General features: G+C 38.6%; 28 protein-coding genes and 1 pseudogene. 8 read left to right on the forward strand and 21 right to left on the reverse strand.

The window, feature by feature from the left end; translation table 11 throughout:
• Positions 1-54: 54 nt before the first annotated feature.
• Genes ACNAZ4_RS06800 through ACNAZ4_RS06810 form a run of 3 tightly spaced genes read right to left on the reverse strand, consistent with a single transcriptional unit; the run spans position 55 to position 3,193 of the window.
• Positions 55-669, reverse strand: a complete 615-nt coding sequence (locus ACNAZ4_RS06800; protein WP_044390669.1) for a class I SAM-dependent methyltransferase — start codon at positions 667-669, stop codon at positions 55-57.
• Positions 670-690: 21 nt separating this feature from the next.
• Positions 691-2,832, reverse strand: coding sequence for a heavy metal translocating P-type ATPase (locus tag ACNAZ4_RS06805; protein WP_084221680.1), 2,142 nt, complete (start codon positions 2,830-2,832; stop codon positions 691-693).
• Positions 2,825-3,193, reverse strand: coding sequence for an ArsR/SmtB family transcription factor (locus ACNAZ4_RS06810; protein ID WP_044390671.1), 369 nt, complete (start codon positions 3,191-3,193; stop codon positions 2,825-2,827). The genes ACNAZ4_RS06805 and ACNAZ4_RS06810 overlap by 8 nt, the downstream gene beginning before the upstream one ends.
• 205 nt (positions 3,194-3,398) lie before the next feature.
• Here ACNAZ4_RS06810 and ACNAZ4_RS06815 point away from each other — a divergent pair, with 205 nt between their 5' ends.
• Positions 3,399-3,890 (forward strand): PCYCGC motif-containing (lipo)protein, encoded by a 492-nt coding sequence (locus tag ACNAZ4_RS06815; RefSeq protein WP_347230902.1) that lies wholly within the window; start codon positions 3,399-3,401, stop codon positions 3,888-3,890.
• A gap of 312 nt (positions 3,891-4,202) precedes the next feature.
• Here the strand turns inward: ACNAZ4_RS06815 and ACNAZ4_RS06820 are convergent, their stop codons facing one another.
• The 10 genes and pseudogenes from ACNAZ4_RS06820 to ACNAZ4_RS06865 all read right to left on the reverse strand — a co-directional run bounded on the left by ACNAZ4_RS06820 (position 4,203) and on the right by ACNAZ4_RS06865 (position 12,353).
• Entirely contained in the window at positions 4,203-5,603 is a 1,401-nt protein-coding gene (locus ACNAZ4_RS06820) for a HAMP domain-containing sensor histidine kinase (protein WP_044390673.1), read from the reverse strand.
• Positions 5,600-6,274, reverse strand: coding sequence for a response regulator transcription factor (locus ACNAZ4_RS06825; RefSeq protein ID WP_044390675.1), 675 nt, complete (start codon positions 6,272-6,274; stop codon positions 5,600-5,602). Before ACNAZ4_RS06825 ends, ACNAZ4_RS06820 begins: the two co-directional genes overlap by 4 nt.
• Positions 6,275-6,606: 332 nt before the next feature.
• Complete coding sequence (locus ACNAZ4_RS06830) at positions 6,607-7,275, reverse strand: PepSY domain-containing protein (RefSeq protein ID WP_044390676.1); 669 nt, start codon at positions 7,273-7,275, stop codon at positions 6,607-6,609.
• Between the two features lie 121 nt (positions 7,276-7,396).
• Complete coding sequence (locus ACNAZ4_RS06835; protein WP_044390677.1) at positions 7,397-7,579, reverse strand: aspartyl-phosphate phosphatase Spo0E family protein; 183 nt, start codon at positions 7,577-7,579, stop codon at positions 7,397-7,399.
• A 10-nt stretch (positions 7,580-7,589) separates the two neighbouring features.
• Positions 7,590-8,129 (reverse strand): hypothetical protein, encoded by a 540-nt coding sequence (locus ACNAZ4_RS06840; RefSeq protein ID WP_044390679.1) that lies wholly within the window; start codon positions 8,127-8,129, stop codon positions 7,590-7,592.
• Position 8,130: 1 nt separating this feature from the next.
• Positions 8,131-8,886 carry an ABC transporter permease gene (locus tag ACNAZ4_RS06845; RefSeq protein ID WP_415813451.1) on the reverse strand — a complete coding sequence of 252 codons (756 nt, stop codon included), beginning with the start codon at positions 8,884-8,886 and terminating at the stop codon, positions 8,131-8,133.
• Positions 8,886-9,644: an ABC transporter ATP-binding protein gene (locus ACNAZ4_RS06850; RefSeq protein WP_052806919.1), complete on the reverse strand. Its 759-nt coding sequence runs from the start codon at positions 9,642-9,644 to the stop codon at positions 8,886-8,888. Before ACNAZ4_RS06850 ends, ACNAZ4_RS06845 begins: the two co-directional genes overlap by 1 nt.
• Before the next feature lie 171 nt (positions 9,645-9,815).
• Positions 9,816-10,114 (reverse strand): annotated as a pseudogene (locus tag ACNAZ4_RS06855) (undecaprenyl-diphosphate phosphatase); the annotation flags it as partial.
• Between the two features lie 118 nt (positions 10,115-10,232).
• Positions 10,233-11,429 carry a translocation protein TolB gene (locus ACNAZ4_RS06860; protein ID WP_415813527.1) on the reverse strand — a complete coding sequence of 399 codons (1,197 nt, stop codon included), beginning with the start codon at positions 11,427-11,429 and terminating at the stop codon, positions 10,233-10,235.
• A 75-nt stretch (positions 11,430-11,504) separates the two neighbouring features.
• Positions 11,505-12,353: a VOC family protein gene (locus tag ACNAZ4_RS06865; RefSeq protein WP_415813452.1), complete on the reverse strand. Its 849-nt coding sequence runs from the start codon at positions 12,351-12,353 to the stop codon at positions 11,505-11,507.
• Between the two features lie 130 nt (positions 12,354-12,483).
• On the opposite strand from ACNAZ4_RS06865, the gene ACNAZ4_RS06870 reads away from it, so the two are divergent.
• A complete protein-coding gene (locus ACNAZ4_RS06870) occupies positions 12,484-12,786 on the forward strand; it encodes a winged helix-turn-helix transcriptional regulator (RefSeq protein WP_415813453.1) in 303 nt (100 codons plus the stop codon).
• 307 nt (positions 12,787-13,093) lie between these two features.
• On the opposite strand, the gene ACNAZ4_RS06875 is transcribed toward ACNAZ4_RS06870, so the two are convergent.
• A complete protein-coding gene (locus ACNAZ4_RS06875; RefSeq protein WP_415813455.1) occupies positions 13,094-13,630 on the reverse strand; it encodes a hypothetical protein in 537 nt (178 codons plus the stop codon).
• Between the two features lie 424 nt (positions 13,631-14,054).
• Complete coding sequence (locus tag ACNAZ4_RS06880) at positions 14,055-14,747, reverse strand: DUF421 domain-containing protein (RefSeq protein WP_415813456.1); 693 nt, start codon at positions 14,745-14,747, stop codon at positions 14,055-14,057.
• 222 nt (positions 14,748-14,969) lie between these two features.
• On the opposite strand from ACNAZ4_RS06880, the gene ACNAZ4_RS06885 reads away from it, so the two are divergent.
• Together ACNAZ4_RS06885 and ACNAZ4_RS06890 are read left to right on the forward strand one after the other, a co-directional pair.
• Positions 14,970-15,719: a L,D-transpeptidase family protein gene (locus tag ACNAZ4_RS06885; protein ID WP_415813457.1), complete on the forward strand. Its 750-nt coding sequence runs from the start codon at positions 14,970-14,972 to the stop codon at positions 15,717-15,719.
• 397 nt (positions 15,720-16,116) lie between these two features.
• The gene (locus ACNAZ4_RS06890) at positions 16,117-16,572 is read left to right on the forward strand and encodes a hypothetical protein (protein WP_415813458.1); all 456 of its coding nucleotides are present in this window, start codon (positions 16,117-16,119) and stop codon (positions 16,570-16,572) included.
• 134 nt (positions 16,573-16,706) lie between these two features.
• On the opposite strand, the gene ACNAZ4_RS06895 is transcribed toward ACNAZ4_RS06890, so the two are convergent.
• The 3 genes from ACNAZ4_RS06895 to spxA form a co-directional block, all read right to left on the reverse strand.
• Positions 16,707-17,033, reverse strand: coding sequence for an IDEAL domain-containing protein (locus ACNAZ4_RS06895; protein ID WP_415813459.1), 327 nt, complete (start codon positions 17,031-17,033; stop codon positions 16,707-16,709).
• 70 nt (positions 17,034-17,103) lie between these two features.
• Positions 17,104-17,529: an RrF2 family transcriptional regulator gene (locus ACNAZ4_RS06900; RefSeq protein ID WP_415813460.1), complete on the reverse strand. Its 426-nt coding sequence runs from the start codon at positions 17,527-17,529 to the stop codon at positions 17,104-17,106.
• Positions 17,530-17,602: 73 nt separating this feature from the next.
• Complete coding sequence (gene spxA, locus ACNAZ4_RS06905) at positions 17,603-17,998, reverse strand: transcriptional regulator SpxA (RefSeq protein ID WP_415813461.1); 396 nt, start codon at positions 17,996-17,998, stop codon at positions 17,603-17,605.
• A 212-nt stretch (positions 17,999-18,210) separates the two neighbouring features.
• On the opposite strand from spxA, the gene ACNAZ4_RS06910 reads away from it, so the two are divergent.
• The 4 genes from ACNAZ4_RS06910 to ACNAZ4_RS06925 all read left to right on the forward strand — a co-directional run bounded on the left by ACNAZ4_RS06910 (position 18,211) and on the right by ACNAZ4_RS06925 (position 20,534).
• A complete protein-coding gene (locus ACNAZ4_RS06910) occupies positions 18,211-19,083 on the forward strand; it encodes a LysM peptidoglycan-binding domain-containing protein (protein ID WP_415813462.1) in 873 nt (290 codons plus the stop codon).
• A 247-nt stretch (positions 19,084-19,330) separates the two neighbouring features.
• Entirely contained in the window at positions 19,331-19,819 is a 489-nt protein-coding gene (locus ACNAZ4_RS06915) for a glycosyltransferase (RefSeq protein WP_415813464.1), read from the forward strand.
• A gap of 104 nt (positions 19,820-19,923) precedes the next feature.
• Positions 19,924-20,193 carry a hypothetical protein gene (locus ACNAZ4_RS06920; RefSeq protein ID WP_415813466.1) on the forward strand — a complete coding sequence of 90 codons (270 nt, stop codon included), beginning with the start codon at positions 19,924-19,926 and terminating at the stop codon, positions 20,191-20,193.
• A 23-nt stretch (positions 20,194-20,216) separates the two neighbouring features.
• Positions 20,217-20,534: a hypothetical protein gene (locus ACNAZ4_RS06925; protein ID WP_415813467.1), complete on the forward strand. Its 318-nt coding sequence runs from the start codon at positions 20,217-20,219 to the stop codon at positions 20,532-20,534.
• A gap of 64 nt (positions 20,535-20,598) precedes the next feature.
• Here the strand turns inward: ACNAZ4_RS06925 and ACNAZ4_RS06930 are convergent, their stop codons facing one another.
• The 3 genes from ACNAZ4_RS06930 to ACNAZ4_RS06940 form a co-directional block, all read right to left on the reverse strand.
• Positions 20,599-21,204 carry a hypothetical protein gene (locus ACNAZ4_RS06930; protein WP_415813468.1) on the reverse strand — a complete coding sequence of 202 codons (606 nt, stop codon included), beginning with the start codon at positions 21,202-21,204 and terminating at the stop codon, positions 20,599-20,601.
• 36 nt (positions 21,205-21,240) lie between these two features.
• Complete coding sequence (locus ACNAZ4_RS06935) at positions 21,241-21,627, reverse strand: YkvA family protein (protein WP_415813469.1); 387 nt, start codon at positions 21,625-21,627, stop codon at positions 21,241-21,243.
• A gap of 76 nt (positions 21,628-21,703) precedes the next feature.
• Positions 21,704-22,339, reverse strand: a complete 636-nt coding sequence (locus tag ACNAZ4_RS06940) for a LysE family translocator (RefSeq protein ID WP_415813470.1) — start codon at positions 22,337-22,339, stop codon at positions 21,704-21,706.

Raw genomic sequence — 22,339 nt, forward strand, 5'->3', positions numbered from 1 at the left:
CTACTCATGAAGAAGCCCACATTCACCATTCCAAATGTGGGCAAGATACACAAATTAAACTTTCCTTAATACGATTTTTTGGTACATACCATTAAATAATATATCTTTTTTCTCTATTAATTTTACATTCTCAGACTCAGACAAGATGGCATTAAAGGATATACCAATATCTGTTCCCAATATTCTAATCAATGGCCGAATAAAACGTTTCGATAGTGGAAGGTCCCTGGTGCTGTCAGCAAATTTATCAAAAACAACAATCTGTCCACCACTTTTCGTAACTCGGACCATTTCATCAAAGGCTTTTTTGCCATCGGGAACGACAGTCAATATTAAGCTGCCAATGACATAATCAAATGTATTGTCTGGCAAGTTCATGCTTTGGGCATCCATTTGTATAAAATCAATTTTTTCGCCTTCGTACTTCTTTCTTGCTTGATTCAGCATGTCTTCTGAAAAGTCTATAGCTGTTACCTTGAGGCTGTTATAAGGGACGTGATTGATATCCGCCCCTGTACCAACCCCAACGAAAAGCACGGAATCTCCTGCTTTAAACTCTATATCTTGAAATACTCGTTTTCTTGCTTCTAAAAATAGTCCTGAATTAAAAAAGTAATCGTAGATGGGGGACCAAATTTTATAGATGAATCGATTCCAATTATTATTCATCTGATAACCCCGTTCATTAAATTATTCTTTTACCCTCAAAAGTCGTAATCCGTTTAAAGTGACAATAAGAGTAGCTCCCATATCAGCAAATATAGCGATCCATAAGGTAAGCCATCCTGGTATCACTAGCATAAGAGCAATTAGCTTGATTGCCAGGGAGAATGTAATGTTTTGCTTGATGATCGTTAATGCTTTTCTGCTGAGCTTGATAGTAAACGGCAGTTTCTTGAGATCATCGCCCATTAAAGCAATGTCTGCAGTTTCCAGAGCCGTATCAGTCCCTGCTCCTCCCATGGCGATTCCTACAGTGGCAGAAGCTAGAGCAGGTGCATCGTTGACCCCATCTCCAACCATGGCCACTTTACCATGTTCATCACGCAGTTTCTTGATAAATGCCAGTTTATCCTGTGGAAGAAGTTCCGCTTCGATATCAGACACTCCGACTAATTTACCAATTGCATTTCCAGTCCCTTTATTGTCACCTGTCAGCATGATGGTCTTCTTTATACCAAGCTCATGCAATCTGGCAATAGTGGAAAGGCTGCTTTCCCTAACTTCATCAGCTACTGCAATCAAGGCTGATAAACCATCAGTGGTACCCACAACCATTACTGTTTTTCCTTGAAGCTGTAAATCATTAATTTTTTTGCTTTCAGGTGAAATACTGTGATCTAACAACTCTTCAAATAACTTTGGATTTCCAATAAAGTAAGTTAATCCGTTTATTGTTCCTTTTATCCCTTTTCCCGTAATCGATGAAAAATCCTCTACAACTACGTCCTTGAAAGAAATTTCTTTTTCCTCTGCTTTTTTTATTATCGCTGATGCAAGAGGATGCTGAGAATTATATTCTAATGCAGCTATGATACTCAGCAGCTCACTTTCTTTCTGCTCATTATCAAGCATTACATAATCAGTAACTGCAGGTACGCCTTTTGTTAAAGTACCTGTTTTATCAAATGCGATGGCGTTCAGCGCCCCCGCTTCCTCAAGGTAAACTCCGCCTTTGATTAATACTCCATTCCTCGCTGCATTTCCTATTGCAGTTACAATTGCAACCGGTGTTGAAATGACAAGTGCACAAGGACAACCTACAACAAGAACAGCAAGACCTTGATAAATCCATTCGCTCCAGTCTGCTTGGAACAGAAGCGGCGGGATTATGGCCACAAGTGCAGCAATCACAATAATGGCCGGTGTATAATACTTTGCAAACTTATCGACAAAAGCCTGGGAAGGTGCTCTCTCTGCTTGGGCTTCCTCTACCAGATGGATGATTTTCGCAATTGTTGTATCATCGACCCTTTTTGTTACTTTTACTTCCAGTAAGCCTTCTGTATTCAATGTACCTGCGAAAACATCATCATCCACTGATTTTTCCAGCGGTACGGATTCTCCAGTAATTGCTGCCTGGTTAACGGATGAATATCCTTTAACCACAGTTCCGTCCATAGCAATTTTTTGACCTGGCTTTACGATCATGATATCACCGATTTGAATATCATCTACTTTAATCAATAGTTCCTGACCATTACGACGGATGAGTGCTTCTTTTGGCGCGATATCCATTAATGAACGAATCGAAGCCCGAGCCTTATCCATGGAATATTTCTCAAGCGCTTCAGAGATTGCAAATAAGATAACAACTACTGCACCCTCGCTCCATTCGCCGATAAAGCCAGCACCGATGATGGCAATCGTCATGAGAGTTCTCATGTCAAACTCTAATCGGAATAAATTTTTAAAACCTGTTTTAAATAAAGAAAATCCTCCAATTAAGATGGCTGCCAGAAAAGCAGCAATCGTTGGCAGACTCTCTTCACCATTAATGGATTGAGAGACATAACCTAAAACCACAAACAGTAATGAAGCCAAAACCGTGGAATATTCCTTCCAGAATGGTTCTTTTTTCTGTGGTTTCATCTCACCTTTTTCTGAATAAAGCTTTAAATTTTCAAAGGCTCCTGCCTTTTCCAGCTCTTCAATAGTGGTGTTTCCAAAAACCGTTATTTTTGAAGCACCGAAGTTTACATTTGCATCATAAACACCATCCAGGTGTTTAACGTTCTTTTCGAACTTAGTGGCGCAGCCAGCTCAGGTGAATCCTTGGATGCGATAAACGTGCTTCTCAGTATTTTGATTTTGTTCTAAAGCCTCAGTCAAGGCTGCTCAACTCCTTTTGATGTTCAAATGCAATACTAATCAATTGTTTTACATGTTCATCCGTAAGAGAATAAAAAACCAATTTCCCTTCCTTCCTATACTTAGCCAAACCCATATTTTTAAGTAAACGCAAGTGATGTGAAGCAGTTGCAGTTGAAGACCCTACAATATGGCCAACATCACATACACAAAGCTCATCCTCCAAATATAGAGAGTAGGCTATTTTCATTCTGGTATCATCGGATAACGCCTTAAAAATCTTGGCCACATCTTTTGTCACTTCAGGATTAAGTATTGCTTTAACACGATTAACCCTTTCTTGATCCACACACGCCACTTGACATACATCGACCTCTTTCATAAATCCACCTCCATCAAACCATATTCAAATACTTGTTTGAATATATTATATTCAAAAATATGTTTGAGTGTCAAAGTTTATCTCATTTCTTTAGTATCTATATTACTAATCATTTATTTCCTTCATCAAAGGGAGATTTGATTATGTTATACTTTTAATTAGTCCTATATTTAAAGCATAAAATAGAAAGTGTGGTAATAATAAATTGAAAAAATTCATTATACCAATGATTATTGGCTCTATTATCGTTTCCGGTTGTGCCTCAAGTAATAATGAACAGTCCAATGAAGGACATAGTGACAGTCATAGTTCCCCAACTCAGCCGTCATTAAAATATGAACTAGGTAGCAACAATTGGTCTTCTGTCACTTCTTTAACGAACGATCCAAATATTTTAGAAGCATATCAATTCGCAGTAGAACATCCAGAAGTTCTAAATTATATGCCATGTTACTGTGGCTGTTACGAAGAAGATGGTCATACATCTAACACGAATTGTTTTGTAGATTCAGTAAAAGGTGATGTGGCAAACTTAGATACCATGGGCTTTGGCTGACAAGTCTGCGTAGACATCGCCCGTGAGGCGAAATCAGAGTTTGAAAAAGGAACAGACCTCAGAACGATTAGGGAAAATATAGACAACAAATACAAAGGTGGAGGCATAGAACCTACGCCAACCCCATTACCAAAAGCATAATACTGAAAAACAAAGAAGGCGTTAATCTACTTGGATTAACGCCACTTTACTAATATATTGACGATATTTTTACTTTGTAAAGCGATGAATTTAATTATGGCAGTACTTTCTCTATAAACCATATATTTCCTTCCTTTTCTCTCACAATAGATTTAATTCCTTAATTCCCCAGTACTGTTTTCAATAAAATTTTATATATTAAATACCTGCATAGTGTTTAGTTAAATACCTTTGTAATAATCGGAGTAGTTGGCCTATTTAATTTATTTTATATATAGGAACAACATAGTTATTGGAAATGTTAACTACTTATTAATCTAATGGAATAGTAATCTGAACCTTCGTCCATTTCCCATACACACTATCGATTTCTAAAGTTCCTTGATACATATCCAGTAACCTTTTTGCAATTGATAGTCCTAGCCCATTTCCACCATGTTTTCTGCTTCTTGCTTTATCCACACGATAAAAGCGATTGATCACAAAAGGCAATTCCTCTTCTGGGATACCTTCCCCATAATCTTTTACCTCAATCTTCAATTGCCTGTCTGTATGCCTTACATTAATCTGTATGATCTTTTCATCTGTTGAATATTTAGTAGCATTGTCTAATATAATGATCATGATTTGTTCTAGGTGGCTCTTTAGTATTTTGATAGTAAAATCGGTGTCAACATCTATAGTGGAGGATATTTTAAAATCATCATTTATTGTTTGGAAGTTTTCAACTATATCTTCCATAACTTCCTTCATTTTGACTTCTTCCAATGAGTTCATGTTTGTGGTAGATTCTTCTGCTCTTGAGAGAGTCAACAATTCCGAAACCAGGTGAATAAGTCTGTTGGTTTCCTTTAAACTTAAATCAATTGAGCGTTCTAACACTTTTGGATTATTTTTCCCCCAACGATTGATCAGCGATAAATTTCCATGTATGATGGACAAGGGTGTTTTTAATTCGTGGGAGGCATCTTCTACAAATTGTTGCTGCTGCTGAAATGACTTTTCTAAGTTATCCATTAATTCATTAAACATAATCCCTAACTCTGTCATTTCATCTCGTTGCTTGTTAATTTGAACCCTTTCTTTCAGACCATTCTCTTTTATTCTCCTCAGAGTTCTTATCATTGAATTAATCGGCTTTAGCAGTTGAAAGGAAATAAGTCTGCCGCCGATTAAACTAAGGAGAATAGCAACCACTCCTGCTACGATGACCAACATAAATATTTGATTTATCAAGCTATCAAAGTTCTCTAAATTACGGATGATTTCTACTGTTCCTTTAAAGCCATTTACTTCGATTGGCTTCCTAAGGATCAACAAACGATCTCCTTCTGGTGAAAAGTCCACCAGTTCCTCTTTTGTTACATTTTTCGGAGATACCCACCCTTGTGGTACCTCGTCTGATATCGTAAATAGCGGAGAATTGTTTTCCCTCACAATCCTTATCAATTGGTATTTTTCATTCAGAATGTCTAAATAGTGTTCACTTTCCGAAATATTCCCTTTAAAATTTGAATCCTGAATGTAGGCTGTTACTTCTTCCATCTTTTTTTGGATGGTTTGTTTTTCTTGGTTAACTACCCAGTTCTGAATGACAAAATACTGCAAAATATTATAAGAAAAAAATAAAAATAGCATTAAAAGGGCAGCCCATAAAGTTAATTTCCATTTAAGATTGATGCTTTTTGGAATAAAGTCTTTTACGTTTCTCATTCTCTCATCACATACCCCATCCCTCTCATCGTTTGAATATAACTTTCTTTATCAACAGAATCCAGTTTATTTCTAAGGTGTCTTACATAAACATCAACGACATTTGTTTCAATTTCCGCATAATAACCCCATATTTTTTCCAGTAGAACCTCCCTTGTTAAGACACGATTAATATTTTTCATGAACATGAACAATAAGTCATATTCCTTTTTCGTTAATTCGATCAATCGTTCGCCTTTTTTTAATAATCTTGATTCAATATTTAATTCTAAATCTTTAAATGATAAAAGCATGCTAGGCAAATCATTTCGTTTTTCTTCTCTTCTCATGATGACTCTAATTCTCGCCAGTAATTCTTCAATCGCAAATGGTTTTGGGATATAATCATCAGCGCCGCTATCGAGCCCCAATACCCGGTCCATTACGCTGTCCCTTGCCGTTATCATAATAATCGGAATATCCTTGACTGCCTTTAATCTTCGGCAAACCTCGATACCGTTTAACTTTGGCAGCATTAAATCTAAAAGAATCACATCCCAATTTCTTTCTAATGCTAGTTCAAGCCCTTCTCTCCCATCAAAAGCAGCACTTACATTGTATCCTTCATGCGTTAACTCAAGTACTATAAATTCCGATAATGCTTCTTCATCTTCAATCACTAAAATATCCAAATTCGTGACCTCCAAATGTTACTTTATCTATTTTGTACTACTTTCATAATTTGATTAAAATGACACTATTATTTTAAATCAAAAAGAAAAGTTATGATACAAAATACATATAATTCAAATTAGTGCACTCATAGGAAAGACCAAAAGCGCAAGCGCCTTGGTCAGCCCCGACAAGCGCTGGAGAGCGGACCGAAGCGACTCGAGGGGCTAGGCGCTGGAGCTGGATTATGACATCCACAGTAGTTATCCTCACCTAATTAATTTTATAATTTCCTATAAAGTGAATAAGCCCTACTTGCACAAGCAAGCAGGACCTATATTCATTTACGGAATTACTCTTCTTCACTGTCACTTTCGGAATCATTTTCATCATCCACATCAACCTTTAAGACCTTACCTGTTTTGGCGTCTACTTTTACATCATGTGTTTTTCCTTGGTCGTCTGTTATTTCAACACCATACACAACAGTTCCGTCTTCATCTTCAAGTTCAGTATCCGTTACTTGGCCTTTTACTTCTTTTAATGCAATAGTTGTACTTTCTTCAGCCGTAATTTTCGCTTTCTTTTCTAATTGTTGTTGTTCTTGTTGATCGGAAACTTCACCATCTTTATCTTCTTTTTCTTCCTTCTCTCCTTTTTCATTTTCTTCATCATCATCAGCCTCTACTTTTAGGACCTTACCTGTTTTGGCGTCCACTTTTACATCCTGTTGCTTTCCTTGATCATCAGTAACTTCTACGCCATAAACAACTGTTCCGTCTTCATCTTCAAGTTCAGTGCCAGCTGCTTTTCCTGCAACTTCTTTTAGTGCGGCTGAAATGGCTTCTTCCTTAGTGATGGTTGCTTCTTTCGCCAATTGCTGCTGCTCCTGTTGATCTGTTACCTCTGCCTTTTTACTATCATTGCTTGATGCAAATGCGGAAGAGTTTAATAGAGAACCTGCTACTCCTCCTCCTACAATCGCAGCTGCCAATGCTGGTACGATAAGTTTTTTCTTCATTTTTTCTTCCTCCTCATATTAATGAACTGTGGTACATCCTTATCTTAAGCCTCTACCATGAAGTAAGTCTGAATTGAATTTAAAATTAAAATAACCTTTAGGTGAAAAAATTTTCATTTTATTATGTGAGTGCCTTTATCTTCATTACTTGATTGATCATTATGTCTAATTCTTGACTGACATACAAGGCCTCTTTACTTCTTAACCCATATTTCAAGACTACATTATTTAACTCTTGTTGCTTTTCTGCCATCAATTTTTCAATCTCCTGTTTTAGTAAAAACAAGTCTTTTTCCAGCACCATATTTTATTCCTTAAGCAATTCTCTTCTTTCTATTTTTTATAAAATTCAACACCACCAAAAACAAGATTATAAGCGGTGTTGCTATTGAAACAACTTGTATAGTCGTCGGATCAATTTTTGTGTTACCCATAATTACGATAGGGATTCCATTACTTGAATAGATATCTAAACTATCAGCACTTGCAGCCGTTACGTATAGATAATAATTGCTGGTATACACAAAACGGATGGGCAGTGAAACTTCCTTTGTTTCACCGGGTCCTAATTCTTTAACCTGTTCAGGTTTATCTGCACTATAGTCTTCTAGATTAACCGTCCATTTTTTGCCCATATCCGTCATTGTGATATATACGACTAAATCTTTTATAGATTGGTTGGTATGGTTTGTAACTTGTGCTTTAACTGTTGTTTCTTTCCCAGGATAATCCTTAACCTGATTAGGAGAGATTACTTTAACCTCAACATTAGGCTGTTCCATGGCAAATGCACTTTGCCCAGTTATGACAAATCCCAGAAGTATCGCCAGAATGATACCTGCCTTTTTCACCAAATTACTCCCCTCCTAAAAAGTCCATTTTTTTACTTGCATAGAATAAGCAAATGATCGATATACCCAAGAAACACAAAACAGGTACACTATCCATAAAGATCGAGAAGAAACTTAATTTATTTACTAACCAATCCTTTAACGTCAGCATACTTGCTGAAACCGGACTCAATGAATCAACTAAATGTGCAAATCCTGACTTTTTCATTGTTGTTGATAAAAACATTGGAATGGCGGTCACCAAGAACAAGACAATCGACATAAGCGTTGCATTTTTACTTGACGATATCCATGTAGAAAATGCTAATGACAGCAATGAAAAACTAATAACCAGCGGCAATCCGATCAGATATAAATAGGATAAAATCGTAGGCAGCATATTCGTTCCATATGTCAAAGAATAGAAATACGGGATCGATATAACCGAGATGATCAACCAAAAAACCAAAATCCCTACTACCTTGGAAAGGATTATTTTCACCTTTGATAAGGGGGTTAATAACAGACTTTCTAACGTTCCTTGCTCCCTTTCACCAGAAACCATTGTTGACCCTAATATGATGGATACTAAAATACTGATGCCAATTAACGCTTTCATGAAAGTCATATTAACTTCGACTTGAGCAAGCAAACTTAGTTCCTTCACAGAGATAAAACTATAAGTCAAACCACTGAATAGAATGGAAACGGCAAAGAAAATCCATACGCCTTTTCGGGAAAAGACATGTTCCCTTATTTCTTTTTTTATTAAGCTGGACATTAAATGCTCCCCCCCACTTCATCAGCTGTTAAACTGAAGAATATATCCTCTAATGTAGGATTCTCATTCTTTAAGACTAGACGATAGCCTTTTATTAATTCGTCTAAATACCCTTCTTCAAGCAGTTTTCCTTGTTTTACAATGGCTACACGATTACAAATTTCTGAGATCTCTTTTAATAAATGCGATGTAATGAAAACAGTAACATTTTGTTCTTGATTCAATCTTGTAATAATCGACTGTATATCCTTTTGCCCTTGTGGGTCCAAACCTAATGTAGGCTCATCAAGAAAGATTATAGAGGGCTCATGTACAATCGTTTTCGCAATACCGATTCTTTGCTTCATCCCTCGTGAATATTGTCCAATCAGAATATCTGCTTTCCCGGCCATTCCTACCCATTCAAGGACCTCTTCGACCCTCGACTTGACCCTTTTCTTGTCAACGCCATAAAGTTCAGCAAATAATTTTAAATACTCTCTGCCAGTCATCCAATTATAGTAACCATGTGACTCTGGCAATACCCCAATTAATTTGCTTACTGATGCATTTTCACTTTTTACCTCTTTGCCTTCAATGGTTACGGAACCGTCACTAGGTTCTATTAACCCATTTAACATTCTGATGGTCGTCGTTTTCCCTGCCCCATTCGGACCTAAAAACCCGTAAATATCCCCTTTATTTACTTGAAGATTCAAAGAATCAACAGCCACAAAACCGTTGTCATATTGTTTTGTTAAGTTTGTTGCCTTAATCATTTCAACCCCCCCTTAATACCCACTTTTTAAATACAGATTTAATATAAAGAATGACTATGAATCTCTCCCGAAGGTTAAAAAAATACAAATTAAAATTTTAATGAAAAATTTTTCATTATTGACCATAAAAAAACTCCACCATTTAGGCGGAGTAGAAATATAAGAATTTATTTATCCTAAAATAATGACTGCAATTCCAACGACAAAACAATAAATTGAAAAGTAACCGAGTTTTCCCTTTTGCATAACATTAATGAACCACTTTAATGAAAAATAGGAAGCAACTAAAGATGCAATAAAGGCTAGTGTATAGGGAAGAAAGAGCTCTCCCATTCTTGGATCGTGAATTAAATCGGAAAGCGACAATATCATCCCTCTACACTAACAGGTATATAGAGAAAAAAGGAAAACTTAAGTGCTGTCTCACGTTTAGTTCCTAGGCCCATAGAAGATACGATGGTTGCACCTGATTAATAAAGTTAGCAGAAATACAATAAAATCAACATAAGACGTTTGATAATGAGCGTTAATTCATAAATAAGCGTTAATCCTTCAAGGACTAACGCTGGAGTCTGCTATTTTCTTTTATCATGGCTCTAAAATGGCCGGACCTGACTCGATGTTTTCAATCCATTTATATTCTTGGCCGTTCAGCCCCTTTTTTACCCATAGATCATTCTTATTATCATTTTGTCGCAACCATGTAATATAATCTCCGGCAACTTGTGGCTGATGGTCAAGTTCGTTCTTTTTTGGATGGGAAATCTGGTGTTGTTCATCAGTTTTGATATTAATTGAATATAACGCCGTATACATCGTAGGAACCGGACCTTCATTCCATTCTTTGTTCTCTTTCGCACGTGCAACAATCACTTTTTTCGGAGAGTACCACTCAAGGTCAAGGTCAACAAACCCTTCAGGTGTGTATTGTTTTTGCTGAAGTGCTGCCGGCATGTCGGCTATGGTCGCTTTCTTGTTTTCCACGAAAAATCTTCCTTCTCCAGAAATATAGGCAAGCTGATTCGCATACGGCGCCCACTTCATCCAGTCTTTGAACCCGAGCATCTTTCCTACCTCCTGAAACTGTTCACCTTCATCGGTTAGAACACATAATGAATTGCTATCCATTGACCATGAAGCTGTTGGAATGACAATGAAAGCAAGCCATTTTCCATCGCGACTCCACTTGAAATAGTCGGCATCGATCCCAAACAATTCACTTTCATCCGTCTTAATGGTATAAAAAGATTTCATCTTATTTTTATCCAGATTTGCGTTCACTGGTATTCTATACATCGGAATCGGCCCCCACCCTGTCGGCCGCAAACTGGATTGTGAGGAAACGATGAATTCCTCTCCATTCGGGAACCATTCAAAACCGCTGACACCAAGGGCCACATTCTCAAATCCCTTCGGCCTGCCATTCTTCATCTTGGTAACATTCAATATCCCCTGTGAATTATAGGCTAGCTGATTCCTGGTCGGTGACCATTTAAAATCCGAAGTTTCAATTAGATATGGCCGATAGCTGCCATTATCCTTCGTATCATAAATAAACAGTTCCGATTTATTCCTCTGCTCATCGCCGTCTATATATGCGATAAATCTCCCATCATAAGACCATTTGGGCGACTGCACATATTTCCCCTTCGTCACCTGTACCTCTTGTTCCGCTGTTTTGATCCATAACTGGTGATCACGGACAAACGCAGCAGTAAATGGACCTTCGGCACTTACTTTTATAGATAAAAGAAAACTCACACAAATAAAAAATAGAACCCTCATTTTCAATGAACATCCCTCCTCTTTATAGAGTGTCCTGTTCTGAAATGAGGATTCTATTTGGAAAAATCAGGTTTTTTACACTTTCAGGACTATTTTATTGCTTGAAGGATCCGTTGTCACATAGTAATCATGTTCTTTTGAAACTGATATATTCATTTTTTCCAGCTGATCAACTATCCTGGCTAATTTTGTCTCGTCTGACAGAATCAGTGTATAGGAAGATAACCCCACACTATTTTCTGGGGGTGTTGGTGCACCGACGCCGTTCCAGGTATTCAAAGCAATATGGTGATGGTATTTTCCATCTGAAATAAAGATCGCCTGATGTCCATAACGGCATACTACCTCAAATCCCAGTCCATTAAGATAAAATTCCTCTGCCTTTTTCAAATCGGCAACATGCAAATGAATATGTCCCATTACCGTACCAGCAGGAAGGGCCTCCCAGGGTTCCTGTTCCACACCGGAAATCAGGTCCTCGAAGTCCAACGGGTCCACCGTCATTTTCACTTCCCCATTTTTCCATTCCCATTCAGAAGGCTGGCGGTCTCTATAGACCTCAATCCCGTTGCCATCCGGATCAGAAAGATAGAGGGCTTCACTTACAAGGTGATCTGAAGAACCAAAGCGCACTCCAGCTTTCATGAAATGCAGAACAATCTTGGCTAAATCAGAACGTTCCGGTAAAAGAATAGCAAAGTGGTATAAGCCAGTTGTCCTTCCCTGTTTTGGAATGACGTTTGCCGGCTGCTCAATCGTTAATATCACAGTTTTTCCATCCGCAGTAAAGCTTGCGGAAGAATCCGTCTGTTCCATTAACTGAAACCCAATTACTTTTTCATAAAAAGCGATGGAACGCTGTAAATCCTGCACCTTTATGTTAACTTGTCCTACGAACGTTATAGGCTTTTGATGAAAATTCATGTCTGGAGCCCCCACTAATATTAGTTACTTTATGTAAGTAAGTATATAATGTAAAATAACTTTAAGCAAGTAACTTTTTTATTTCATTGATTAAAAAAATGTATATAATAGGATTAAGGAGTTGGTTTCATTGGATAAGACAATATGCCCTAGATTTGAAAAAGCCATGGGGATCTTAGGCCAAAGATGGACAGGGTTGATCATGTATCAGCTCTTATCAGGCCCTCAGCGGTTTTGTACAATAGAATCAGCCGTAGGAGTAAGCGGCAGAGTTTTGTCAGAAAGACTGAAAGACCTCGAAAGCGAAGGAATCGTCAAGCGGGACGTATATCCAGAAACACCCGTACGAATCGAATATTCCTTAACCGAAAAAGGCAAGGCATTAGAACCACTGATGAAAGAAATCGAAACATGGTCGCAATCATGGCTGTAAGCAGAGGGACATTACCTCTGCTTTTTTTATTGAAAAGCAATTGCAGGTTAGGGTAATTTATCTTCAGTTAAAATTGATTTATCGACGGTTGGACTCGATCTATCGACGGTTGCAGCCATTTTATCAACTGTTACAGGCATTTTAACAACGATTCTAGATGATATTAACGGTTAGATCACATAATTTAACGGTTGGAGCAGATATTTTAACGGTTGGAGCACATATTTTAACGGTATCAGCTATTTTACTTAGGGTTAGCATCTTTTTATTTACTATAACAGCTGCACCCGTTTTACATACATTCTATCTAATCCAAACCGCCAATCGAATTTGCAATCTTAACCAATACTTCTGCAGTCACTTGATCGGATGCTCTCTTATCAACGCTTAAAATATACTGCCAGCCATCTCTTTCAAAAACAAGAAGGTTGAAGTTTGTCACATTGGTATAGATGGCTTTAGTTCCATTCCGCAATTCATAAGTGTCATTTGCTCTCATTGGAATCTTGTGACCAATTGGCCGAATGTCTATTTTATAATGGTGACCAGGTGAATCCTCATTTAAATATTGAATTTCCAAAGAGTCGTTTGTATCTCCATCCTGGTCATTGAACCTTCCAAAGTAATGTGTGAATGATAAAGGTGGAACTCTCACAGGAAGTTTCAAATCTCTTTTAAAATGCTGCTCAAACTTCGATACGGCCTCCTCGACTGTCGTATATCCAATCTCAGAATAAATTACTTCCAAGGGTTTTAGCTGACTGTTGGCTGCAACTACTAATCCGCAATTAACTCCGAAAAACATAATATTGAAAATTAGCAGTTGATACAGCTTCCCTCGCATTAAAATCATCCCCTTTTCCAAATTTAAGTTTTTTTCCTGTAACTGGGTATTTAAAAACTAACCAAAGGACGTTTTTCTGACGGAAATCAATGAGGACTAAATTTAACTTATTGCGAACAATTAAAGACTGAAATTAAAGAGTTGTGATCTCTTTTTTAACGATTTTTTATTGGTTGTACTAGCTTTTTAACCACTGAAGATTTTTTTTACTGTTAGGTAGTGGATTTCTAAAGGATTATCAAATTTAATCCCTGTTGAATTTCTTTTAATCCCTGTTGCCTCCATTTTAATCCCCGTTGAATTTTTTTTAATCCCCTTTGTACCCCTTATAATCCCCGTTGAGTCAATTACAATCCTTTGTTGGCTTCCACAATTCGACCTACATAAAAAAAAGCTGAACCAATACCCGGTTCAGCCAATCCTCTCAATTCGCCTTCTTGTCATATTCCAGCACAAACAGCGGCTCGTTTTCCTTCCATTCGGCAAAAAGTACGTCTTCGAAATGGTGAATTTTTTGCTTTTCCAGTTCGCGCTTCAGCCACTGTTCGTCGAAGCCGGCTTCTTGTAAATTCGCCTGCACCACTTCCCCGTCAAGAATCATGTTGACTGGCAGACTGGGATCATCTGCTTTGATTTTCATGTCAGTGTTCTTGGGGGTGTCAAAATCCGCTTTTGGAAGGACGCTGACCATTCCATTCGTTTCGATGATGGCGTATTCGACTTCCCGCAATGAGAAATACCCCTGCTGCCTGATCAGACTTTGCAGCTGATTGATATCCAGCTTCGCTTTTTTCAAGGCGTCGTATTTGATTTGCCCTCTGCGGACGACGATATTTGGTTCGCCCTCGAGCAATTTTCGCGAACCGAGGAACTTTTGTGTGATCGTCTCTGTCACATAGACAAGTATTCCCCACAAAGCTACAGCAAAGGCGATTTCACCCACCTTCACTTCGTGGTCATAGATGGCATTCCCCACCAATTCACCGAGGATGATGGCTGAAATAAAGTCAAATGGGGTTATTTGAGAGAACTGTGTCTTACCCTGCATCTTCGTCATGATAAATAAGAAGACAAATCCACTCGTCAGCTCGAGTGCTATAGATAAATAATGATTCAACACTCCCACTCCTTCCTTCCCATTATGGGAAAAAGTACAGAAATTGAACCGCATATTTTAAAAAAAAGTTTCCAACTACATAGTTCGACATTCTTGTCATAAAATCAGGAAAGATTTATATCCCATATAAAGGTAAAACATGTAACTTTTATAAAATAAAATCGTTTATAAGGTTGTAATACTTATCAAATTAGTGCACTTATTTTTCAAGGGGGATGGGATATGAAAAAGCTGATAGTTTGCATGATGCTGCTGCTTTCAATGGTGTTCTTCGAGGCACCGGCGCAGGCTGCCGGCGGGGAAATGATCATCATCAACAAGTCTACTAATCAACTGGCTTATTATAAGAATAATAAGCTGGTTAAAACCTTTAAGGTGGGCACGGGACGGCAACCTTCTTATACACCTGAAGGAACATTTAAGGTTGTTAACAAGATCAAGAATCGCCCTTATTATACCGGCAAAATCCCTGGAGGCGATCCGCGGAACCCGCTTGGCAACAGGTGGCTGGGAATCAATGCGAGAGGAACCTGGGGCACGACTTATGCCATCCACGGCAACAATAACCCTAAATCGATCGGCGGATATGTTAGTGGCGGCTGCATTCGGATGTACGACCAGGAAGTGGAATGGCTGTATGATCAGATAAAAGTCAATACTCCAGTTGTCATTACGACTTCGAAGAAATCCTTTAACACGATTGCTGCGGCAAACGGTTATAAAGTTACCGGGCAGGCGTCTGTCCCTGTAATCGCAGTTCCATCAAGCACTGTTCTGAAAAAAGGCATGAGAGGCGCAGAAGTGAAAACCCTCCAGCAAACCCTGACGAAAAAGGGTTATAGTACAAAAGGAATCGACGGTGTATTTGGTCCAGCAACAGAAGCAGCCGTAAAGAAGTTCCAAAAATCAAAGAAACTTAAAGCAGACGGAATCGTCGGACCAGCCACAAAAAAAGCTCTGGGGATGAAATAAAGTGCAGAAGGCCTAAAACTTTAAAAGGGTTCCGTTTCCTAAGGCAAACATTAAAAATGTAATGCAAAATGACCTACTAATTGTATGCCAATTAGTAGGTCATTTTTGTTTATTATAATGGTATTTTGTTTAAAATTTCCGGAGATTTTATAGTAAAATTTGTATATATAAATGTAGGGGTACAATAGCCAGTGTATCCCTACAAACTACAACACATTTTGGCATACAAATTGGCTTACCTAAAACTACATTTGTTATCCTATTAAAGGCTACTGAGAAGATCGTACAACTGCGCAGAGGATTGGAATCGCAGACTGAGCATACAGTTGAAAAGATATAATTTATAAAAGATAACTTTTAACAAATCTTTTATTCATTTTTAAAGGAGAAAACTTATATGGAAAATAAAATAATCATCAAAACACCTTCTCACAAAATAACAATGTGGATTGGTAGCATCTTTTTCCTTTCAGGCACTATTGCCTGTATATTAAGTAAAACCTTAATTATAGCACCAGTCTTTATCTTGTTTTTCTTATTAGGATTATTAGGCATTTTAATTGGAGGCAAAGCGGAGATTTCTTCCAAGGGCTTCTTGGCTGTGTTACCAATCGGTAATTACTATATCTCGTGGGAGGAGGTTGAGTTTATCGAGACAGGTGCAGGAAACCTCGTCCTTGGAAACAAGAATAAAAGATTATGTTTCCCATCGTTTGAATATTGGAGTGGAGGCGAAGAAGGAAAAGCGTTCGACTTCGTACAAAAAGTTTCAAAAGGTAAGAAATTAGAAATTAGGGAGACAAAAAGGGCTATTCTTCCGATACCTCTATTTAAAAATACAAAAGTTAAATAGTCTATAAATAACAAAAATACACTACATTCCGCAGTGCATTTTTGTTTACATTTATACTAACAATTTTCAGTTTTGCGATAGGAAACGTAACCCGTTACAAAACTCTGGGCATTTTGAGGTTTTATGATAACTCTCTATCTTACACCCTTCACCAGTTCCCGCATTGCTTTGAGCTGTTCAGAAAGCTCCATGAACCATTCTTGATCTCCGGTGGCCAGTGCCAGGTCGACCAAGTACTGAATTTGTTCTTTATTTTTCACCTGGGGTACAGGCAGTTTTTTCACTCCGGTTGTTGGCATTGGGATGGTTTTGCCGACAAGTGCTTCATCATCGCTGGAAGTGATTGTTGCATTGATCTTTTCGTCTAGAACATCAAGTGATTCTACGTACCCGATGATCAATTCTCCGTCTCGGGATTTCCCTTTAATCCAATCCCCTACTTTTAAGATTAAGTTATCCATATACGTCACCTCAATTGTTCTGTAATCTTTTTTATTACATTTCCCTCAAATGAATGGGAGTCAAACCTCCCTATTCACAGCATTCTTTTTCCTGCCTGATCAGATCGACCACTTCTTTAATGGAATAATGCTTCAGGAATTCTCCCAAGTGTTCCTCCGCCCCTAGAAAAATGGCAAACAGGACCTTGTGCATATGCGCGCCAACCATGCATTTTTCATTGGAATCAGGACACTTTGGCTGCAGGGCGCCTTCTGAGGTTAATTTATAGATATCCCATAGGTTGACTTCATTTAAGTCCTTGGCAAAAATAAACCCGCCGCCGGAACCTTCTTTTGATTTGATAAAGCCATGTTTTTTTAACAGCCCAAGTACTTTGCGAATTCGCACTGGATGGACGCCGGCACTTTCTGCGATTGCATCGCTCGTCGACATTCTGTCAGGCTGCAGTGCAAGCAAGGTTAAACTGTGAATGGCAAGGGTAAAGTCACTGTTCATAGCCTGCCTCCTATCATCAATCTGTAATACAATATATTACAGTTAAAATAACCAAATGACAAATAATCAGCTTTTAATTGGCTTTCGTTTCCCATTCAAGGCCGGTAAATGTGCGAAGTTTGCGCGGCAAGAAGCTGCGTATTTCTTCTTCATTGTAGCCAACCTGCAACCTTTTGTGGTCCTGGATTATCGGACGGCGCAGCATTTGCGGATTTTCAATGATCAGTTCATATAGCTGATTCAGCGGCAGTGAATCGATATCCACCTCCAGCTTCTGATACGCTTTTGAATTCTTAGAAATAATGTCTTCTGTTCCGTCTTCTGTCAATCGAAGAATCGATTTGATTTCATCCACAGTAAGCGGCTGGGATACGATGTTCCGTTCGATAAAATCGATTTGATGCTCCTGTAGCCAGGCTTTTGCTTTCCGGCAGGATGCACAGCTTGATGTTATATATAAAGTTACCATGAACCGACAACTCCTTCTTTTTACTGTAAAATTAAAGATTACAGTTGAGGCGAAAAATTACTTTGATTTAAAGATATTCACCATTACTGTAATATTAATCCTTACAGTTCATTTAGTCAATAGTATTTTCGCTGAAACCTATTTTTCAAAATGGGCTTATCCCTTCGAAACTCGTTCAGAATCATCTCGTCAAACTATATGAGGTGAGGAAAATGAGGAAGATAAAGCGTTTCATACAGCTGGGGTTAAGTATAATATTAATGGGGGCATTGCTTCTTTTTGCCAACGAGTCGGGATATGCCGATGAGGCTTCGGTCACAGTGAAAAAAGGAGATACATTGTACAGCATTTCCCAAAAATACAACCTGACTGTTCGCGAGTTGAAGGAGTATAACAGCCTGACGAACAATACCATTTACATTGGGCAAAAGTTGGTGCTGCCAGTTTTATACAAACCGGAACAAATGTATTCGGTGGTCGGTGGGTCTTTTTCCAAGAAGGACAATGCAAAAAAACAAATCGGTAAACTGAAAAAAGAAGGAATCGATGCTACACTCACTACCAAAGTTATCAATGATAAAACCTACTATCGCATCCAGGCTGGTGTCTTTTCCAAAAAGGCAAATGCTGAAAAACAAAAAAAGCTGCTGCAGAAAAACGGAATTAAGGATGCCTATATTGCAACATACAATACTCTCCACATTAACGGAGTCCACCTTGGCTCGACGTACGGCCAGGTCCTCCAGCAATTTAGAAAACCTATGAAAACTGAAGACCATCTGAATATCAGGTCGCTGTACTATGTCGGAGACGGTGCTGGAATTCGCGTGAACTTCAATATGAAGGATGGGTCCATTTTCGGCCTGCAGGCATATCCAGAATATTTGAAGCTTAGAAACCTTCCAATCCATAAAAACCAGGTGATCAATGAATACGGATATCCGAATAAAGTGCAGAAAGTCTCTTGCTACGAAAGCGCCACCTGCGGACAATACATTTACCAATTCAATAAAAATGAATTGATCATCCAGTTCGACCGTGACGGAAAGACTGTTCAATATTTCGACTTAAAAAAAATGCATTAAAACCGCTATCCGGCGGTTTTTTTTTTGAATAAATAAGTACTTTGTATAAATAATAAGCAAGATACTATCAACTCTAGAAGGAGCACAGATCATGAAAAAGTTATTAATAATTGGTTTAACATTATTCATGTCACTGGAAATGGTGGCTGGAGTAACCCCAGCATTAGCAAAGCCTCAGCACTAATGTCTCAGCCAGTCTCAGGTCAAGTTCGAAAATGAATTCCGGCGACTGTGGGTAGACCATGTCTTGTGGACTAGCAATTACATAACAAGTGCAACAACCGCAGGTGCAGAAGATCAAAAAGATGTGCTCAAAAGGCTCCTGAAAAATCAAGAAGATATCGGAAATGCCGTCAAGCCTGTATATGGAGAGGAAGCCGGAAACCAACTTACCGCTTTGCTTAAGGAGCATATTGTCATAGCCGGTGATATTGTTCAAGCTGCAAAAGCCGGTAATAAAGCAAAGTTGGATCAGTTGAACAAAGCATGGTATAAGAATGCTGACGATATCGCTGCGTTCCTCAGTAAAGCAAATCCGAATTTGAAAAATGAACAGTTAAAAGAGTTGCTTTATAAACATCTTGAAATGGTGGCAGATGACCTGTCAGCGAGCATGAAAAAAGACTGGGGAGCAAGGATTGTTTCGATTGATGATGGAATGTCTCATATTATAATGATGGCGGATACCATTTCAACAGCCGTTGTAAAACAGTTTCCTGAGAAGTTCAAGAAATAATAAAAAATCTTGGAGTCTGTCGTGACTCCAAGATTTTTTATTGGTTTTTTTGCCACAGATAAAAGGCAATTGTAAACGTCGAAACAAATACAAGTAAGAAGCAGATGCCAATCATCATCGGAATATTGGTAAATGCATTAATTAAGCTTTCTGCGGTTGACCATGATGAAGCATTAGGCGGACGAGAAAAAGTCACTGCCAGATCGGTCCCGTTTGCACCGATAATTAAAAACAAAACACCCAAGAAGAAAAACATCACTGGTACTTTGAATACCTTGAATTCTTTCTCCACCATTCAACTTCTTTTCTTTCCAGCTGCTATTCCAGATCAACTGGTTATATTCATCTCTGGACAGGCATATTATTTACTGTAATTCGACCAAAAGGAGCAATTATATTGATACGAATATTAGGGTTATCCGCTCTCATGCTATTCTGTATTTATCTCGTTTATGCCTATCCCCAAATTGCACAAAAAAATGCTGATGTCGAGACGAACGCTACAGTCCAAGAAGAGCCGGAAACGAATAAAGACATTTTAGAAACCATCATACCGGAGTTTGAATACCTGCACGAAGAAGCACTTGACAAAGAAGTAAACGGATACACGGTTGAGACTTACAGAGAATATGAAATTTACCGGGACAAGTCCGGAAAAGTCATAAAACAAACCCCTACTTCAAATTATGAGTATATAAGATATAGAAGCTACTAATTATGGGCAAAGGCTTTTCTTTGCCTATTTTCATTGTAGCGAATTAACTATCTTGGAGTTACTCTCATTGAGCACCTTTGCTCAAAATTCTTACCCCATTCGGATCCACTGCGCTATTAGCAGGGAATTTTTCCATAACTGCTTCCCGTATGGTTACATTATTGCCATTTACCGTATGTATCTGTTTCACAGGCTGTCCGAACAATTTGAAAAAATCATCTTCCAAACCTTCTTTCTTTGTTTCCATTCTTAATTCTTCAATTTTATCATCCATTGAATCTACCAAGTCTTTATGTGTTTGCAGTTCAATCCGAAAATCATATGGAGTCGATATAAAGGTCCTTCGTTCGCCACGGTCCACTTTCCAATCCAGTCTTCCTGCATTATCGCAGATGGTTTCTTGTTCTTTTTCCGATACGAGAAAGCCAATATGGTCAAACTTAACCTTCGTCCCATATCCAAAAGTAATGTTGATGCTGCCCTTCCTGGCTTCTATAATCCGGATCATCACCTTTTTATCCCGAAAGTCTTCCCATTTCAACGGGGGATTGAAGTTCTGAAATTCCCCCTGGTATTTTCCGACACGCTGAACGATGCGGAAGCCATGGTCTTCGTAAAATTTTTCTGTCTCCTCTACATATGGGGTCCAAAAATGATAATGAAATAGCAAAGTACCACCTCTTTATATATATATTCGATCGGCTGCTTAACTGTTTTGAACGAGTAGTCCAACCACCCAGTATATTACGGCTGCCCACAACAATAAAATCACTGCTCCTGCCAGCCAGTTCTTCTTTTTCACCTTGCCGTTTGCAGCCACTGTCTCACGGGATTCCTGAATGACATGATTGGGAAGCAGTTTTAACAGTAGGGCAATTCCCAGCGGTACGAGGATGAGATCATCCAGATAACCGAGGACCGGAATAAAATCCGGAATTAAATCAATCGGACTGAAAGCATAGGCGACTACAACCAAGGCTATGACCTTTATATAAAAAGGTGTATCCTGGTGCTTTACGGCTTCTGCGATGACAAAGATATCTTCTTTGATTTTTTTCATCCGCACTTTGAATCGTTCCATCGCCTTTCTCATGGATATCCTCCCTGCTATGTATAATCATTGTAATAAGCATAAAGAGAGCCTGGCAATATGTCCAGGCTCTGCACTATTAGGATGAAGCTTTCGTCTTCAGCAAGCTAATGCCCATTCCGATAAAGATAATGCCTGTGAGGCGGTTCAAAGCTGTACCGACTTTTACATTTTCCCTGAGTTTCGAAGTAGCCATTGAAGAAAAATAGGCGGTGATCAGACACCAAATGCCACCTGTCAATGTGAACGTCAGTCCCAGGATGATGAAGGGAATCGGGCTGGCAGAACCGGCATCGGCATGTATGAACTGTGGAAGAAATGCCAGGAAAAACAAAGCAACTTTAGGATTCGTTACATTCGTGACCACCCCTTGAAAGAAGATTTTTCTATTGCTGTGTATTGGCAGCGACTTCTGTTCATTTCCATTACTTTTATCCATGATCATCTTGACCCCTAAATAAGCCAGATAAATCGCTCCGGCAATTTTAATGGCGTTAAACAAAAGGGCTGACTGAGTCAAAATGACGGATAAGCCAAAAGCGGCCAGCAATGTATGCACCACCACACCTGATGTGATTCCCAGGGCTGAGTACATCCCTGCCGTCCTACCTTGCGAAATGCTTCTGCTGACGATATACATTGTATCTGTACCAGGAGTCAAATTAAGCAGGATGGCGGTCATTAAGAACACCTCAAAATGACTAATTCCAAACAT

This window comes from Mesobacillus thioparans, from assembly GCF_965138835.1.
Lineage (GTDB): Bacteria > Bacillota > Bacilli > Bacillales > Cytobacillaceae > Mesobacillus > Mesobacillus thioparans.

Coding starts and splice junctions, on each gene's coding strand:
- ACNAZ4_RS06800 (WP_044390669.1), bottom strand. CDS start 669: ATGAATAATAATTGGAATCGATTCATCTATAAAATTTGGTCCCCCATC.
- ACNAZ4_RS06810 (WP_044390671.1), bottom strand. CDS start 3,193: ATGAAAGAGGTCGATGTATGTCAAGTGGCGTGTGTGGATCAAGAAAGG.
- ACNAZ4_RS06820 (WP_044390673.1), bottom strand. CDS start 5,603: ATGAGAAACGTAAAAGACTTTATTCCAAAAAGCATCAATCTTAAATGG.
- ACNAZ4_RS06830 (WP_044390676.1), bottom strand. CDS start 7,275: ATGAAGAAAAAACTTATCGTACCAGCATTGGCAGCTGCGATTGTAGGA.
- ACNAZ4_RS06835 (WP_044390677.1), bottom strand. CDS start 7,579: ATGGTGCTGGAAAAAGACTTGTTTTTACTAAAACAGGAGATTGAAAAA.
- ACNAZ4_RS06845 (WP_415813451.1), bottom strand. CDS start 8,886: ATGTCCAGCTTAATAAAAAAAGAAATAAGGGAACATGTCTTTTCCCGA.
- ACNAZ4_RS06850 (WP_052806919.1), bottom strand. CDS start 9,644: ATGATTAAGGCAACAAACTTAACAAAACAATATGACAACGGTTTTGTG.
- ACNAZ4_RS06860 (WP_415813527.1), bottom strand. CDS start 11,429: ATGAGGGTTCTATTTTTTATTTGTGTGAGTTTTCTTTTATCTATAAAA.
- ACNAZ4_RS06865 (WP_415813452.1), bottom strand. CDS start 12,353: ATGAATTTTCATCAAAAGCCTATAACGTTCGTAGGACAAGTTAACATA.
- ACNAZ4_RS06875 (WP_415813455.1), bottom strand. CDS start 13,630: ATGCGAGGGAAGCTGTATCAACTGCTAATTTTCAATATTATGTTTTTC.
- ACNAZ4_RS06885 (WP_415813457.1), top strand. CDS start 14,970: ATGAAAAAGCTGATAGTTTGCATGATGCTGCTGCTTTCAATGGTGTTC.
- ACNAZ4_RS06890 (WP_415813458.1), top strand. CDS start 16,117: ATGGAAAATAAAATAATCATCAAAACACCTTCTCACAAAATAACAATG.
- ACNAZ4_RS06895 (WP_415813459.1), bottom strand. CDS start 17,033: ATGGATAACTTAATCTTAAAAGTAGGGGATTGGATTAAAGGGAAATCC.
- ACNAZ4_RS06900 (WP_415813460.1), bottom strand. CDS start 17,529: ATGAACAGTGACTTTACCCTTGCCATTCACAGTTTAACCTTGCTTGCA.
- spxA (WP_415813461.1), bottom strand. CDS start 17,998: ATGGTAACTTTATATATAACATCAAGCTGTGCATCCTGCCGGAAAGCA.
- ACNAZ4_RS06910 (WP_415813462.1), top strand. CDS start 18,211: ATGAGGAAGATAAAGCGTTTCATACAGCTGGGGTTAAGTATAATATTA.
- ACNAZ4_RS06920 (WP_415813466.1), top strand. CDS start 19,924: ATGCCAATCATCATCGGAATATTGGTAAATGCATTAATTAAGCTTTCT.
- ACNAZ4_RS06935 (WP_415813469.1), bottom strand. CDS start 21,627: ATGAGAAAGGCGATGGAACGATTCAAAGTGCGGATGAAAAAAATCAAA.
- ACNAZ4_RS06940 (WP_415813470.1), bottom strand. CDS start 22,339: ATGTTTGGAATTAGTCATTTTGAGGTGTTCTTAATGACCGCCATCCTG.